Source organism: Gilvimarinus sp. DA14 (assembly GCF_024204685.1).
GTDB lineage: Bacteria > Pseudomonadota > Gammaproteobacteria > Pseudomonadales > Cellvibrionaceae > Gilvimarinus.
On the sequence record NZ_CP100350.1, the window covers coordinates 434,782 to 449,689 of the forward strand.

General features: G+C 51.5%; 13 protein-coding genes. 11 read left to right on the forward strand and 2 right to left on the reverse strand.

Features of this window, described 5'->3' with window-relative positions; genetic code table 11:
- The first annotated feature begins 21 nt into the window (after window positions 1–21).
- The 5 genes from mltG to NHM04_RS01825 all read left to right on the forward strand — a co-directional run bounded on the left by mltG (window position 22) and on the right by NHM04_RS01825 (window position 4,877).
- Window positions 22–1,044 (forward strand): endolytic transglycosylase MltG, encoded by a 1,023-nt coding sequence (gene mltG / locus NHM04_RS01805; RefSeq protein ID WP_254265345.1) that lies wholly within the window; start codon window positions 22–24, stop codon window positions 1,042–1,044.
- 89 nt (window positions 1,045–1,133) lie between these two features.
- Window positions 1,134–2,834, forward strand: a complete 1,701-nt coding sequence (locus tag NHM04_RS01810) for a glutamine--tRNA ligase/YqeY domain fusion protein (protein ID WP_254265346.1) — start codon at window positions 1,134–1,136, stop codon at window positions 2,832–2,834.
- A gap of 26 nt (window positions 2,835–2,860) precedes the next feature.
- Window positions 2,861–4,252: a cysteine--tRNA ligase gene (cysS, locus tag NHM04_RS01815; RefSeq protein ID WP_254265347.1), complete on the forward strand. Its 1,392-nt coding sequence runs from the start codon at window positions 2,861–2,863 to the stop codon at window positions 4,250–4,252.
- A 62-nt stretch (window positions 4,253–4,314) separates the two neighbouring features.
- On the forward strand, window positions 4,315–4,668 hold the full coding sequence (locus NHM04_RS01820) for a rhodanese-like domain-containing protein (protein ID WP_254265348.1): 354 nt from the start codon (window positions 4,315–4,317) through the stop codon (window positions 4,666–4,668).
- Window positions 4,668–4,877 carry a hypothetical protein gene (locus NHM04_RS01825; RefSeq protein WP_254265349.1) on the forward strand — a complete coding sequence of 70 codons (210 nt, stop codon included), beginning with the start codon at window positions 4,668–4,670 and terminating at the stop codon, window positions 4,875–4,877. Before NHM04_RS01820 ends, NHM04_RS01825 begins: the two co-directional genes overlap by 1 nt.
- A gap of 34 nt (window positions 4,878–4,911) precedes the next feature.
- Here NHM04_RS01825 and NHM04_RS01830 read toward each other — a convergent pair whose 3' ends face one another.
- Together NHM04_RS01830 and NHM04_RS01835 are read right to left on the reverse strand one after the other, a co-directional pair.
- Window positions 4,912–6,189: an HlyC/CorC family transporter gene (locus tag NHM04_RS01830; RefSeq protein WP_254265350.1), complete on the reverse strand. Its 1,278-nt coding sequence runs from the start codon at window positions 6,187–6,189 to the stop codon at window positions 4,912–4,914.
- A gap of 81 nt (window positions 6,190–6,270) precedes the next feature.
- The gene (locus NHM04_RS01835; RefSeq protein ID WP_254265351.1) at window positions 6,271–7,113 is read right to left on the reverse strand and encodes an inner membrane protein YpjD; all 843 of its coding nucleotides are present in this window, start codon (window positions 7,111–7,113) and stop codon (window positions 6,271–6,273) included.
- Between the two features lie 164 nt (window positions 7,114–7,277).
- On the opposite strand from NHM04_RS01835, the gene ffh reads away from it, so the two are divergent.
- The 6 genes from ffh to fadA all read left to right on the forward strand — a co-directional run bounded on the left by ffh (window position 7,278) and on the right by fadA (window position 14,874).
- Complete coding sequence (gene ffh / locus NHM04_RS01840) at window positions 7,278–8,657, forward strand: signal recognition particle protein (RefSeq protein WP_254265352.1); 1,380 nt, start codon at window positions 7,278–7,280, stop codon at window positions 8,655–8,657.
- Between the two features lie 123 nt (window positions 8,658–8,780).
- Window positions 8,781–9,218: an META domain-containing protein gene (locus NHM04_RS01845; protein ID WP_254265353.1), complete on the forward strand. Its 438-nt coding sequence runs from the start codon at window positions 8,781–8,783 to the stop codon at window positions 9,216–9,218.
- Window positions 9,219–9,272: 54 nt separating this feature from the next.
- The gene (locus tag NHM04_RS01850; RefSeq protein ID WP_254265354.1) at window positions 9,273–10,958 is read left to right on the forward strand and encodes an NAD-dependent malic enzyme; all 1,686 of its coding nucleotides are present in this window, start codon (window positions 9,273–9,275) and stop codon (window positions 10,956–10,958) included.
- Between the two features lie 43 nt (window positions 10,959–11,001).
- Window positions 11,002–11,532 carry a helix-turn-helix domain-containing protein gene (locus NHM04_RS01855; RefSeq protein WP_254266672.1) on the forward strand — a complete coding sequence of 177 codons (531 nt, stop codon included), beginning with the start codon at window positions 11,002–11,004 and terminating at the stop codon, window positions 11,530–11,532.
- 26 nt (window positions 11,533–11,558) lie between these two features.
- Window positions 11,559–13,688 carry a fatty acid oxidation complex subunit alpha FadB gene (gene fadB / locus NHM04_RS01860; protein WP_254265355.1) on the forward strand — a complete coding sequence of 710 codons (2,130 nt, stop codon included), beginning with the start codon at window positions 11,559–11,561 and terminating at the stop codon, window positions 13,686–13,688.
- 10 nt (window positions 13,689–13,698) lie between these two features.
- Window positions 13,699–14,874 carry an acetyl-CoA C-acyltransferase FadA gene (gene fadA, locus NHM04_RS01865; protein WP_254265356.1) on the forward strand — a complete coding sequence of 392 codons (1,176 nt, stop codon included), beginning with the start codon at window positions 13,699–13,701 and terminating at the stop codon, window positions 14,872–14,874.
- Window positions 14,875–14,908 lie beyond the last annotated feature (34 nt).

Below are 14,908 nucleotides of genomic sequence, written 5' to 3' on the forward strand. Positions count from 1 at the left end.
GTACAGCTCGCGGTAAGCTTTTTGAAGAAAGTCATACTGTTAGCGCTTCTGGGCGCTCTGGTGGCCGGGCTGGGTGCCTTTCAGTATTTTAAAAAGTGGCTTAATGAGCCTTTGATTGTCGGTGACGATGGCCTGGTTTATGAGCTGCCCGCTGGCGGCAACCTCAGTCAGGTGACAGCTGATTTGGCGGCCCTTGAAGTGCTTGAGCATCCGCAGGTGCTGGTATTATATGCTCGCCTCAGTGGGCAGGCTGCAGTCCGGGCCGGTGATTATCGTTTTGAGCCAGGTATAACGCCTGCCGACTTGGTCAAGGTGTTGCACACAGGTAATGTCATTGAGTACGCCGTGGCTATTATTGAGGGGTGGACCTATGCGGACGCTGTCGCAGCCTTGGCGCGCGCCCCCAGGATTACCTCTGTATTGCAGGGCAAGACAATGGAGGAGCAATTGGCTCTGTTGGACCTGCCTGTTGATCACCCGGAGGGATGGTTTTTTCCGGACACTTATCATTACGACGGCGGTACCACCGACGTTGAAATTTTGCAGCGCGCTTATCGCAAAATGGCGGCTACTTTGGATGAGTTATGGCAGGGACGCGATTTAGGTTTGCCCTACGAGACCCCCTATGAAGCGCTAATTATGGCCTCTATTGTTGAGCGTGAAACGGGCGCTGCATGGGAGCGGCAGAAAATAGCCGGGGTTTTCGTGCGTCGCCTGCAGCAGAATATGCGTTTGCAGACTGACCCGACTGTGATCTACGGTATGGGCGAGAGTTACCAAGGCAAAATCGGCCGCGCCGATTTGCGCCGCCCAACCCCGTACAATACCTATACCCGCCATGGCTTGCCGCCTACTCCCATCGCACTTCCCGGCGAGGGCGCTTTACATGCCAGCATGCATCCCGAAGCTGGTGACGAGCTGTATTTTGTCGCCAAGGGCGATGGCACCCATGTTTTCTCCGCCACTTTGGAAGAACACAACAAGGCGGTGCGTGATTACCAGCTGCAAAGACGCAGCGACTACCGCTCCACAATAGGCCCTTGACGCGCTAACGGTAGGAAATACCGGGCGCAGGCTATACAATACCCTGCCTAATTTCGCCTGTTTTTATTCTCGTTTGGATTCTGAGCTATATGAGCGACTCCTCCATAGCGGATGCGCCGGCTAATGAAAAGCCCGCCCACTTTCTGCAAAATATTATTAAGCGCGACCTTGCCGAAGGTAAGGTCACCTCGATTTCCACCCGTTTTCCGCCCGAGCCAAATGGTTATTTACATATCGGACACGCCAAATCCATATGCTTGAATTTTGGCCTGGCGCGTGAGTTCGGTGGCAAGTGCAATTTGCGGTTTGATGACACCAACCCGGAAAAAGAAAGCGAAGAGTTTGTTGAATCCATCAAACGTGACGTCACTTGGCTGGGGTTTGAGTGGGCTGGGGATATTCGTTTTACTTCGGATTATTTTGACCAGTTGCACGATTGGGCACTGGAGTTAATCCGAGCCGGCAAAGCGTATGTTTGCGATTTGAGCCCAGAGCAGGCGCGTGAGTTCCGCGGCACTCTAACGGAGCCTGGTCGTAATAGCCCCAACCGAGATCGCAGCGTTGAGGAAAACCTGGCTCTGTTTACCAAGATGAAGCAGGGCGAGCTAGAAGAGGGCAGTTGTTCGCTGCGAGCAAAGATTGATATGGCCGCTCCCAATATTAATCTGCGTGATCCAGTGATCTATCGCATTAAAAAAGTACGTCATCATCACACCGGGGATAAATGGTGCATTTATCCTTCCTATGACTTTGCCCATGGCCAGAGCGACGCGATTGAGGGTATTACCCATTCCATTTGTACATTGGAGTTTGAGGATCACCGCCCCTTGTACGAGTGGTTTATCGAAAATTTGTCGGTGCCTGCCTCTCCTAAGCAGTACGAATTTGCGCGGCTGAACCTGAACTACACCGTCACCAGCAAGCGCAAGTTGCGCCAGCTTGTAGATGAAGGCTTTGTCGATGGCTGGAATGATCCGCGGATGCCCACCATATCTGGTATGCGACGCCGCGGTTACACACCGGCTGCGCTGCGCAACTTCTGTGAACGTATTGGTGTTACCCGGTCTGACAGTGTTGTCGACGTAGGAATGCTTGAATACTGTGTGCGCGATGATTTGGATAAAAATGCGCCGCGTGCCATGTGTGTATTGCGTCCATTGAAGTTGACCTTGACCAATTACCCAGCAGACAAAACCGAGGTGTTCAATGCTCCTGGTCATCCTAATCGTGAAGATCTGGGTGCTCGTGAGCTGCCGTTCTCGGCGACTCTATACATAGACGCTGAAGATTTTCGTGAAGAAGCGAATAAAAAGTATAAGCGCCTGGTTATTGGTAAGCGTGTACGTCTGCGCAACGCTTATGTGATTGAAGCGGATGAGTGCGTAAAAGATACCGATGGCAATATTATTGAAGTTAAAGCACGGGTTATTGAAAACACTGTAGGCTTGGACCCTGAAGATGGCGTTAAACCCAAAGGTGTTATTCACTGGGTGTGCGGCAAAAATCACCTGAAATGTGAAGTGCGACTCTACGATCGCCTGTTTAGTGAGGCTAATCCGGGGGCAGGTGGAGAAGACTTTTTAAAAGCCATTAATCCGGCGAGCCTTGAGGTTTTGAGCGGCTGCATGGCAGAGCCCTCATTAACGAATGCTGCTGCCGAATATGCCTACCAATTTGAGCGCGAAGGCTACTTCTGTCTGGATGAAGAATACAGTAAAGACGGCAAGCCGGTTTTTAATCGCACAATTGGCCTGCGTGACAGCTGGGCCAAAATTTCGCAGCAAAACTGAAGGGAACGGCAATTTCTGCAAACGCTATGTCATTAAAAATATACAGCACCTTAAGTAGACAGAAAGAAAACTTTACTCCGTTGCAGGCTGGGAAAATCGGTCTGTACGTGTGTGGTATTACGGTTTACGACTTTTGTCATATCGGCCATGCACGTGTGTTGGTCGCTTTCGATGTTATCACTCGGTATCTGCGATCGCAGGGCTGGGAGGTAAATTATGTACGCAATATCACCGATATTGACGATAAAATTTTGCGTCGTGCGGAAGAAAATAAAGAACCATACACGGACTTAACAAGCCGCTTTATCGAGTTTATGCACGAAGATGAGCGGGCCCTGGGTATATTGCCTCCGGATCAGGAGCCCCGTGCGACTGCACACATTGACGATATTGTTGCCTTGATAACTGCCCTAGAAGAAAAAGGTTTTGCCTACCGGGCTGAAAATGGTGATGTTTACTACCGCGTGTCGCGGTTTAATGACTATGGCAAGCTCACGAACAAGAAACTGGATGAGTTGCTGGTTGGGGCGCGGGTAGAAGTTGGCAGTGCCAAAGAAGATCCTCGTGATTTTGCCCTCTGGAAGGCCGCAGCAGAGGGCGAAGTAGGATGGCAGTCCCCGTGGGGTATGGGCCGACCCGGATGGCATATTGAGTGCTCGGCCATGAGCAAGCACTGTCTGGGTAGCAACTTCGATATCCACGGTGGAGGCCCGGATTTACCCTTTCCTCATCACGAAAACGAGATTGCCCAAAGCGAGGCAGCCAACGGTTGTCAATACGCCAATTATTGGATGCATGCCGGTGCGGTACGTCTTGACGGTGAGAAAATGTCGAAATCGTTGGGCAACTTTTTTACCATCCGCGATGTTCTGGCGAAATATCATCCCGAAGTGATTCGTTATCTGTTGATAAGTAGTCACTACCGCAGCCCGATCAACTACTCTGAAGATAATCTGATTGAAGCCAAGGCTGGCTTGGACCGTTTTTACAGTGCCTTGCGTGGCCACGAAAGTGTCGAGCCTGTGGACTTAAATACTCTGCACGCGGATGGCTATTATCAGCGCTTTATCGAATCGATGAACGATGACTTTAATACGCGAGAAGCTCTGGCGGCCATGTTTGATTTGGCTAGAGCGCTGAATGCCGAAAAGGATCAGGCTGAAGCAGAAAACCTTGCTTCGCTACTCAAAGCATTGGGTAGTGTTTTGGGGTTGCTGCAATCTAAGCCTGAAGAGTTTTTGCAGCAGGGCAGTGAAGACGCCATGCCCGCCGAGCAAGTAGAGCAGTTAATTGAGGAGCGCGCCACAGCTAAGAGAGAACGCAATTTTGCTCGTGCCGACGAAATTCGAGATCAGCTGGTAGCCGCTGGTATTGTGCTGGAAGATTCGCCGGCAGGAACCAAGTGGCGCCGCGATTGATCTGGATGTTAGCGATAGTGCAGTTCCGGTTCCTGCGGGCGAGCAAAGGGAGTCGATCGACTATGAAGCGAAAAACACTCCAACTGCTAACATTATTGGCGCTTGGGTTTGGCTCTATGCTCGCCAGTGCTGAAGATATTCTGTGGGTGGATGTTCGTACTCCTGCAGAGTATTCTTCTGCTCATCTTGACGGTGCGCTGAATATTCCACACGATCGAATTGAAGCGGGTATCGCTGAGTTGGAAATCGCGAAAGATCAGCGCATTGTGCTCTATTGTCGTAGCGGTAGGCGTGCGGACATAGCTATGGATGCCCTGCAAGCATTGGGTTATACCGAGGTAGAGAATGCGGTTAACTTACAGGGGGCTAAAGCTCTGCGTGACCAAAGCTCAGCCTCTTCAGAGAGTCAGTACTGATGTTGTTTAAAAGCTTGGGGCGCTATCGGCGCTTAGCTGCCACGTGTTTTCTCTCGTGTCTGTGTTTTATTGGTTTGGCCGTTTATGGTTGGGGCGTAACCTGGGGGGAAGTATTCAGTTACGCTTTTGCCGCTATAGTCCTGCTGGTTGCCACTATGGCCTTGGCGGCTTTGACCGGCTGGGTGCTGCATAAGCTGCGCAGGCGTTAGTGTTGTGCTATTGCCTGCCAAGCTTTTCGGTGTTTTACGTTAGGCTCTCGTCCATTTTCACTTTAAACCAGGTCACCATTTTGTCCGATATCTCTTCGGTTTCAAATATGTACTGATCGAGTGAAAAGCTGATGTTGGCATCTGGGATGCGCTCTAGGTACTCCATTGCCAGACCGTTTAGGGTTTTGGGTCCGTCAATCGGTAGCGACCACTCTAGCGCGCGATTGATGTCGCGAATAAAAGTCCCACCGTGAATTCGATACCAGTCATCTGCCTCGGGAATAATATCCTGCTCGGTATCCTCTGCGATGTTGGTGGTAAACTCGCCTACTATCTCTTCCAGTAAATCCTCCATGGTCACAATTCCTTGCACTTCGCCATACTCATTCACCACCATGGCAATACGGCTTTTTTGTGTCTGGAAGTTCATAAGCTGAGTGTGCAGAGGGGTAGACTCGGGCACGAAGTAGGGCTCGTCGGCGTAGCTGACGATCAAATCGCTGGTTACATCGGTGTCGGCGCCGTTTAAAAAGCGGGCCACATTGCGCAAGTGTAAGATGCCTGCGACGTTATTAAGGTCAGCGGTGTAAACCGGGAGCCGGGTGTACTCGGAATTGCGAATTTTGTTGAGAAGCGTATCGACATTGTCCTCTAAATCTAAGCCTTCCACTTCGTTGCGCGGAATCATGATGTCTTCCACAGTGGATTTTTCCAAATCCAGAATGTTCAGCAGCATGCCCTGATGTTGATCGGGGATGAGCTCGCCGGCCTCGTCAACCACCGTGCGCAGCTCATCCGGATCTAGATGTTCGATGTGTGAGTGTTTTTTCTCCAGTCCAAACAACTTGGTTACCGAATTGGATATACCGTTTACCAGCAGTACCGCCGGATGCAAAATGTACGATAGAGGCTTTAATACTAAGCTGGCGAAAAATGAGATGCGCTCTGGGTAAAGTGTGGCCAGAGTTTTTGGCGCTACTTCGGCGAAAACCAGCATAAACAGTGTGAGTACCAGCCCGCCGATGGCTGGACCAGAATCCTCGCCTAGCAGCTTGACCCCAATCATTGCAGCGACGATGGCGGCGAAGTTATTGGCCAGATTGTTGCCGATCAGAATCAGGCCTATCAAGCGATCGGGGCGAGCCAGCAGTTGCTCGACGCGAATCGCTCCGCGGTCACCTTTTTTGCTCAGGTGCTTAAGGCGGTAGCGATTGATAGACATCATCGCCGTCTCTGAGCTAGAAAAGAAGGCCGAAATCACTAGCAGTGCGGCCAGAACGCTAAACAGCAGTTCTAAAGAGACTTCATTCAAGGGTACTTATTGCCTGTATTGCTTGCCGGCCGGCTATCTTGAAGCAGTTTGGCGTATTGCGCAATACACCATTGCCGTGACTTAATTAAGGATAAATTCCAGCACTAATTTACTGCCGAAATACGCCAGCATTAGCATTGCAAAGCCCACCAGGGTCCAGCGAATCGCGGTGTACCCTCGCCAACCCAGCTTATAGCGCCCCCACAGCAGGGTGCTGTAAATAAGCCAGGCTATTATCGTAAATACGGTTTTGTGCACCGCGTGTTGCGCAAAAATATCGTCGAGGAAAATAATGCCAGATACGATGGAGGCGCTGAGCAATATTTGACCGGCCCACAATATCTCAAACAGCAGAGACTCCATGGTTTGCAGAGGCGGCATAAGCTGCGGTGGTGGCAGCGTGCGCTTATGCTTGAGACGGTAATTTTGAAGTGCTAGGAACAGCGCCTGCAAGGTGGCGATGGTCAAGACGCTGTAGGCAAGCACCGAGAGCAGTACATGGCTAGCAAGCCCCATAGTGACGGGTAGCACGGTGCGCTGACCTTTAAACAGGAGGGCTGCAGTGATGGCTAGTGCCGTTAGAGGGAACAAGAGCAGAAAAAGGTTCTGTACCGGGCGGCGCAGGGCGCTGAAAAGCACAATGAAATTGACGCAACAAAACACCAGCGATAAAACCCCAAACAACTGCAATGCCAAGCCGTCGGGCGTCATGATCAAGCGGTAGCAGCCGGCCATATGCAGAGTTAAAGCGATTGCGGTAAGTGCAAATAAGAATGGCTTTCGCGGAGCGGAAAGCTGCTTAACGCTGTATGCCAAGTAGAGCCAGGCGACAAGGTAACCGCCAATAGCCAGTATGTTCGTCAGGTGTGGGGACATCAGTTCGATCATTCCACGCAAGTATCCATAAGCCGCAAAGTGTCGCATAGGACGTCCGACATGAGAAGGCTGGAAATGAGAATTAGTCTTGGCCTAGCTTCAATAGTATTGGACGCGGGTTAGACGTTATAATGCCCCTTTACAATGGCTGTGGTCGCGGCAGTGCCAGCGGCTGGTCAAAATGTGGCCTAACTGGAAAGCGATATTCAACTATGTTCGATAACTTACAAGACCGTCTTGCGGGTACATTTAAGAAGATTACCGGCAAGGCGAGATTAACCGACGACAATATCCAGGCGACCTTGCGCGAAGTGCGTAAAGCCCTGTTAGAGGCCGATGTTGCACTGCCGGTGGTCAAAGACTTTGTCGGCAGGGTGAGGTCCCGCGCGTTGGGCACCCAGGTAGGCAAGGCGCTCAACCCGGGGCAGCAATTTCTCAAAATTGTTGAATCTGAACTGATTGCCGTGATGGGCGAGGCCAATGAGTCACTCAATCTGGCCACTCGCCCGCCAGCGGTTATTTTGATGGCCGGTCTGCAGGGGGCGGGTAAAACCACCTCGGTCGCGAAGCTGGCCAAGTTTCTGACTGAGCGCGAAAAAAAGAAAGTATTGGTGGTCAGTGCTGACGTATATCGCCCAGCGGCAATCGCCCAGCTGCAGACGCTGGCCCAGGAAGTAGGGGTCGAGTGTTTTCCGTCCAGCGAAACAGATAAGCCTGAGGCCATTGCAACGGCGGCCATTGATCATGCTAAACGGCAATTCTTTGATGTATTGATTGTCGATACCGCTGGGCGTTTGCACATTGATGCAGCGCTCATGGATGAAATTCGCTTGCTGCACGAGGTCACTGACCCGGTTGAAACCCTGTTTGTCATTGACGCTATGATCGGCCAGGATGCGGTTAACACGGCGCAGGCGTTTAACGACGCTCTGCCTCTGACAGGGGTGATTTTAACCAAGGCTGATGGCGACGCACGCGGCGGTGCGGCACTGTCGGTGCGTCAGGTAACAGGCAAACCGATTAAATTCCTGGGTATGGGCGAAAAGGTCGATGCACTCGAGCCTTTCCACCCCGATCGTATTGCCTCGCGGATTCTCGGTATGGGCGATGTCATGTCGCTTATCGAAGAAGCCGAGCGCAAAATTGACAAGGATAAAGCCGAAAAGTTGGTAAAAAAAGTGCAAAAGGGCAAGCGCTTTGACCTGGAAGATCTGCGCGACCAACTGCAACAAATGCAGGACATGGGCGGGCTGACCGGCCTTATGGACAAATTGCCCGGTATGGGCAATATGGGCCAGATGATGCAGCAAGCCGATATGGGGAAACAGTTTAAGGTTATGGAAGCGCTTATCGGCTCGATGACGCCTTGGGAAAGACGTAATCCCGATGGTCTGACGAGCTCGCGTAAGCGACGTATTACTCAGGGCTCGGGTACCAACATTCAAGATCTCAACCGTTTGTTGAAACAGCATAAGCAAATGGCGAAGATGATGAAAAAGATGAAAGGTGGCGGCATGTCGAAAATGATGCGCGGCCTGGGTGGAATGATGCCTGGAGGCGGTGGTGGCCTGCCGCCCGGTATGGGGCGCTGATGCTGTGTTTACACAACACCGGGCTTTAGCCCGGTGTTTTTATATGGGCGTGTAATTTTTCTGAAAACTGGCTAAGATCAAAAGGTTGCGGCACCTATCGGTATTTTCAAGGAGGCAAGGGAAATGGTTGATGTGAAAACTTGGTTGGGGATGGCAGCGGCCATGGTAGTAACAGCTTGTACCCACCAACCGGCCTCTCAGGCTGACCCAGAGCTGTTGGGCTCCCTGATGCAAAACTCTTGGCGAATCGAGTCAATTGCGGCCGGTGGCGTGATCGATTACAGCCCAGCGCAACTCACCTTCGCCGCAGATGGTACCTTTTCGGGAAATGGCACTTGCAATCGGATTTTCGGTGATTACAAACTTGAAGGTGCACTATTATCCATTGCCCAAAACATTGCGGCAACGAGAATGGCGTGCCCCGAGGCGTTGATGAATCAAGAACAAAAATTACTGCAGGTTTTACCTGGTACGCATAAAGTAGTGTTAGACAATGCTATTTTAACGCTGACTAACAGTGCCGGGAAGGAAGTGATTAAAGCTGCCGCGACAGCACCATAATATTTAGCTGGCTGTTTGAGTCAGAGTACGCCGTGAATAGCTCAAGGGGATAGCGTGAACACCAGACCGATATACATACCTTTTGCCGGGCCCGCTCTATTGGAAGCTCCGCTTTTGAATAAAGGCAGCGCGTTTAGCCGTCAGGAGCGACAGCAATTTAATTTAGAAGGCCTGCTACCTTACAACATTGAAACCATTGAGGAGCAAAAAGCCCGCGCTTACGAACAGCTCTGCTCGTTTGCTTCTGACATCGATAAACACATATTTTTGCGTAATATCCAAGACACTAACGAGACCCTGTATTTTCGTCTAATTACGGAGCATTTGCAGGAAGTCATGCCGTTAATATATACCCCGACAGTGGGTAAAGCCTGCGAGCTTTTTTCTAAAATTTATCGGCGTAAGCGTGGCTTGTTTGTCTCCTATCCCGACCGCGATAGGTTGGATGATATCTTGCAAAACGCCACCAAGCACAACGTCAAGGTTATTGTGGTTACCGACGGTGAGAGGATTCTTGGGTTGGGCGATCAAGGTATAGGCGGTATGGGTATACCTATCGGCAAGCTTGCGCTCTATACCGCATGTGGCGGTATTAGTCCGGCTTATACTCTGCCCGTCGTGCTGGATGTCGGGTGTAACAACCGCGCTTTGGTGAGTGATCCCATGTACATGGGGTGGAGACACGAGCGTATCAGCGACGCCGAGTACTACGATTTTGTCGATCAGTTCATCCAAGCTGTCAAAGTACGCTGGCCGAATGCGCTATTACAGTTTGAAGATTTTGCCCAAAATCACGCAACGCCGCTTCTACATAAGTACCGTGATGAGCTTTGCTGTTTTAATGATGACGTGCAGGGTACGGCGTCTGTGACAGTGGGAACTTTGCTGGCTGCTTGTCACGCTAAAAACGAGAAGTTGTCAGAGCAAACCATTGTTTTTGCTGGCGCCGGTTCTGCCGGTTGTGGCATTGCCGCGCAAATTGTCGATGAAATGTGTGCAGAAGGGCTAACTCGGGAACAAGCGCTAAATCGAGTTTTTCTTCTGAACAGGGATGGTTTGTTAACCAATAGCTCTTCGGGCTTGCTGGAATTCCAAAAAGAGTTCTGCAAGGCCGATGGCTTAACGGCCGATTGGTTGCTGGATAAGCCTGGCAGGCTCGGTCTGGCGGATGTTATTCGCAATGTTCAGCCCAGTGTGTTGGTTGGTGTTTCTGGCCAGCCCGGCCTGTTCAATAAAAACATTGTCGAGTCAATGCAGGCTCACTGCGAGCGGCCGATTATTTTGCCATTGTCAAACCCAACCAGCCGAGTTGAAGGCTTGCCTGTGGATATTCTTCGCTGGACCTCAGGCCTGGCAATTGTGGCGACCGGAAGTCCTTTTGAACCCGTGGATATAGGTGGCGTAAAGTACGAGATCGCGCAGTGTAATAACAGTTATATCTTTCCCGGTGTAGGGCTCGGAGTGATCAGCGCCAAAGCCAGTAAAGTAACCGACACCATGATGCTTGCGGCCGCTCGAGCACTTGCCTCTTTGTCACCTTTGGCGACCACCGGCGAGGGATCGTTGCTGCCAAATTTGGCCAATATTCGCGAAGTGAGCAAGGCAATTGCAGTGGCCGTTTATAAGCAGGCAGTGGCGGATGGTGTCGCTGTACCAGTGCCCGAAGAATTAATCGGCGAGCGAGTGGAGAAAAACTTTTGGTATCCGCGTTATCGCACTTATCGTCGTACGTCCTTCTGAGGTAAATCGTTTGGATACTTCTGAGACTGCAAAAGCATTAGGGGTGCGCTTAAAGGCTGTTCGCGAGGCTAACGGTTTATCCCAGCGCGAGTTGGCAAAAAGGGCGGGGGTTACCAACAGCAGTATTTCTATGATTGAGCAAGGGCAGGTCAGTCCCAGTGTGCAATCGCTGGAAAAAGTGCTTGCCGGTCTGCCTATGTCCCTGTCGTATTTTTTTTCCTGTGGGGTTGAAAATAACAGTGACAGTTTTTTCTTTCGCGAGCAGATGTCGAAGCACGACAAGCCTTACGGTTTTATGCAGCTCGTGGCGGAAAAGTTAACCCAGAGGCGCGTCACTTTAAAGCGATTTGTGTTCGAGCCGGGAAAAGATACTGGCGATTCACCTCTGACCAGTTTCTTTGATCAAGCCGGCTGTGTTTTTCAGGGTGAAATTATAATGTCTGCCGGCCAGCAAGTTCGAACTCTTGTGCCCGGTGATTGCTTTTATTTAAGGGCTTATACGCCTTTTCGCGCCCGTAATTCGTCCGCTACTGAAACAGCTGAAATAATGGTGTCTTCCGCCGCGGGAGAATAGCAAACTTAACCGTAAACGGTGGCAATATGTTGCAAGGTAAATCGATTCGTCTGGAGGCTAAAGGAGACTGTGCTCATCTTATTTTTGCTGCGCAGGACTCGGTCAACATCTTTAACAAAAATGCGGTACAAGAGCTAACCCAGGCCCTGGATCTGCTAGAGCAGGAAGGTTTTAACGCTCTGTTGATTCGCAGCGAGCAAAGCGATTTTATTTTTGGTGCCGATATCAGTGAATTTTTGCCTTTGTTTGAGGCTGGCGCCGCAGCGGTGGAAGAGTACCTGTCAGTTAATATCGATAATTTCAACCGTCTGCAGGCTCTGCCATTCCCTACAGTGGCGCTTCTTAACGGTTTGGTGTTAGGGGGCGGCATGGAGATGGCGCTAGCGTGCGACTTTCGCGTTGCCGACAGCACGGCAAGGCTCGGGTTGCCGGAAGTAAAATTAGGCATTATCCCCGGTTGGGGGGGGGCGGTGCGCTTGCCGCGGATTGTGGGCGCAGACACGGCCATTGAATGGATTTGTAGTGGCAAACAGTACCGCGCCAACGAAGCGTTAACAGCCGGAGTGGTCGATGCTGTAGTCGCCCCCGAGTCGTTGCTGCACGCTGGTGGCGAGTTGCTCGAGCAGCTTATTGCTGGTGCGCGTGATTATCAGCACCGACGCAAGGTTAAATCTGCGGCTCTCGGGCTCAATTCGATTGAGGCGCCCCTCGTTTTTCAATCCAGTATCGCCTTTGTCGCGGCCAAAGCAGGAAAACATTATCCGGCGCCGCTGGCGGCGGCGAAGGCTATACAAAAGGCGGCCGGAATGAACGCTTCTGAGGCTGAGCAAGTCGAGCTGGAAGCTTTTCTGTCTGTAGCTGTTAGCGAAACAGCAGCTTCGCTTATCAGAATCTTTTTATCTGACCAGGCGCTGAATAAAAAAGCCAAACAATGGGCAGCGATGTCTCCCAAGCCCTGCGGCAAAGCGGCCGTTATCGGCGCAGGCATCATGGGTGGTGGCATTGCCTATCAGTCGGCACTGAAGGGGGTGCCGGTGGTGATGAAAGACATTGAGCAGAAGGGCTTAGAGTTAGGCTTAAAGGAAGCGAATAAATTGATCCTAAAGCAGCTCGAGCGCGGACGTCTGGATGCCGCGCAGGCGACTGCAGCGCTTACAAGAATCGCCCCGACGCTTAGCTACGGCGATTTTATAAATGTCGATGTGAGCGTCGAAGCCGTGGTGGAAAACGAGCGGGTTAAGCAAGTTGTATTAAGCGAAGCTGAGCAGGCGCTGTCGGAGGAGGCAGTATTAGCTTCTAATACCTCTACGATTTCCATCAGTCGGCTGGCCAAAGCTTTGGAAAAACCTGAGCGGTTTTGCGGCATGCATTTTTTTAACCCTGTGCCCGCCATGCCTTTGGTTGAAGTGATTCGCGGCGAGCGAACCTCGGAGAGCACTATCGCGCAGGTTGTAAGCTATGCCCGTCAGCTGGGCAAGAAGCCGGTGGTGGTAAATGACTGTCCCGGCTTTTTGGTTAATCGCGTTTTGTTCCCGTATTTCGGCGGTTTTTCCCTTTTAGTGAAAGATGGGGTGGATTATCAGCGTATCGATAGGGTTATGGAGGCTTTCGGTTGGCCTATGGGGCCGGCCTATTTGCTTGATGTAGTGGGGCTAGATACGGCGCTCCATGCGGAAGCTGTAATGGCAGAAGGGTATCCCGAGCGCATGAAGCGTGATTACACTTCTGCCATGGAGTTGTTGGTGCAACATAAGATGTTGGGTCAAAAGTCAGGCTCAGGCTTTTATGTTTACGATACTGATAAAAAAGGCAAGCTGGTGAAAACCGTCAATCCTGAGGCGCAGCAGTTGCTTCCAACCGTCGAGCAGCTAGATATATCCGACGAAGATATCCTTCTGAGAATGATGATACCCATGGTAAACGAGTTAGCCCGTTGCCTTGATGAGCAGATAGTGGAGTCGGCAGCAGAGGCTGACATGGCGATGCTTTACGGGACTGGATTTCCCGCTCATCGAGGCGGTGTCTTGCACTGGTTAGAAGGCCAGGGTGTAGACAAATTCGTCGCCGATATGCAGGCCTATCAACATCTGGGCGCGCTTTATCGACCAGCCGAGTTTTTGCTGAACAAAGCCCGTCAGGGTTCTGGTATTTATTAAGGAGGTTGACGTGGCATTTAAACCCAATGACCCGGTAATAGTTGACTATGCCCGCAGCGCTATGGGGCGCTCTAAAAATGGCTGCTTCCGCCATACCCGTGCCGACGATATTTCCGCCAGTGTTCTGCGCGCACTTGTGCAAAGAAATCCGCAGCTCGATCCCGCTGAAATAGATGATTTAATCTGGGGATGTGTGCTTCAAAGAGAGGAGCAGGCATTTAATATAGCGCGCTACGCCTCGCTACTGGCAGGGTTGCCGCACTCGGTTCCGGCGCAAACCGTTAACCGGTTGTGTGGCTCATCAATGGCGGCCTTGCACACGGCTAGCGCGCAAATTCGCGCCGGTTTGGGGCATGTCTATTTGGTCGGCGGGGTTGAGCACTTGGGGCATTTGCCCATGTACGAGGCGATCAATCCCAATCCCAGGCTCGGGTTAACCGTAGCCAAGGCCGCCGGCAATATGGGTATCACCGCGGAATATTTGGCCCAGCTGCACGGTATTGAACGCCAGCAAATGGATGAATTTTCCCTGCGCTCACACAAACTTGCAGGAGCAGCTCGCCGAGCGGGTTTGTTTGCGCGTGAGATTGTCTCCGTTGAAGGGCACAATGATGCGGGCAATACTGTGCTCGTAACTCAGGACGAAACCATTCGTGAGGACACGACCGCCGAAGGCTTGGCCGCACTTAAGCCGGTATTTGATCCGGTAAATGGTAAGGTGACCGCTGGCAGCTCTTCACAGCTTTCAGATGGTGCGTCGGCGATGCTGGTTATGTCATATCAACGAGCCCAGGATCTTGGCCTAACACCTGTCGCGCGCGTGCTTTCGCAGGCGATTGCCGGAGTGGACCCGTCGATTATGGGCTATGGCCCTGTACCAGCCTCCATAAAGGCCTTAAAGCTTGCGAGCGTTGAGATGGTTGATATCGACTGTGTGGAGTTAAACGAGGCCTTCGCCGCGCAGGCGTTGCCGGTGTTAAAAGATTTGCAATTGCTGGATGCAATGGATGAGAAGGTCAATTTACATGGCGGTGCTATCGCTTTAGGTCATCCATTCGGTTGCTCCGGTACCCGTATTACGGGTTCTTTGTTAACTGTTATGGAGGCGCGTGAGGCAACTCTAGGGCTTGCAACCATGTGTATTGGCTTAGGGCAGGGGATATCAACAGTTATCGAGCGCTGCTGATCTGGTAAACTGCCCCGTTTTGCGGCTGAGAGGG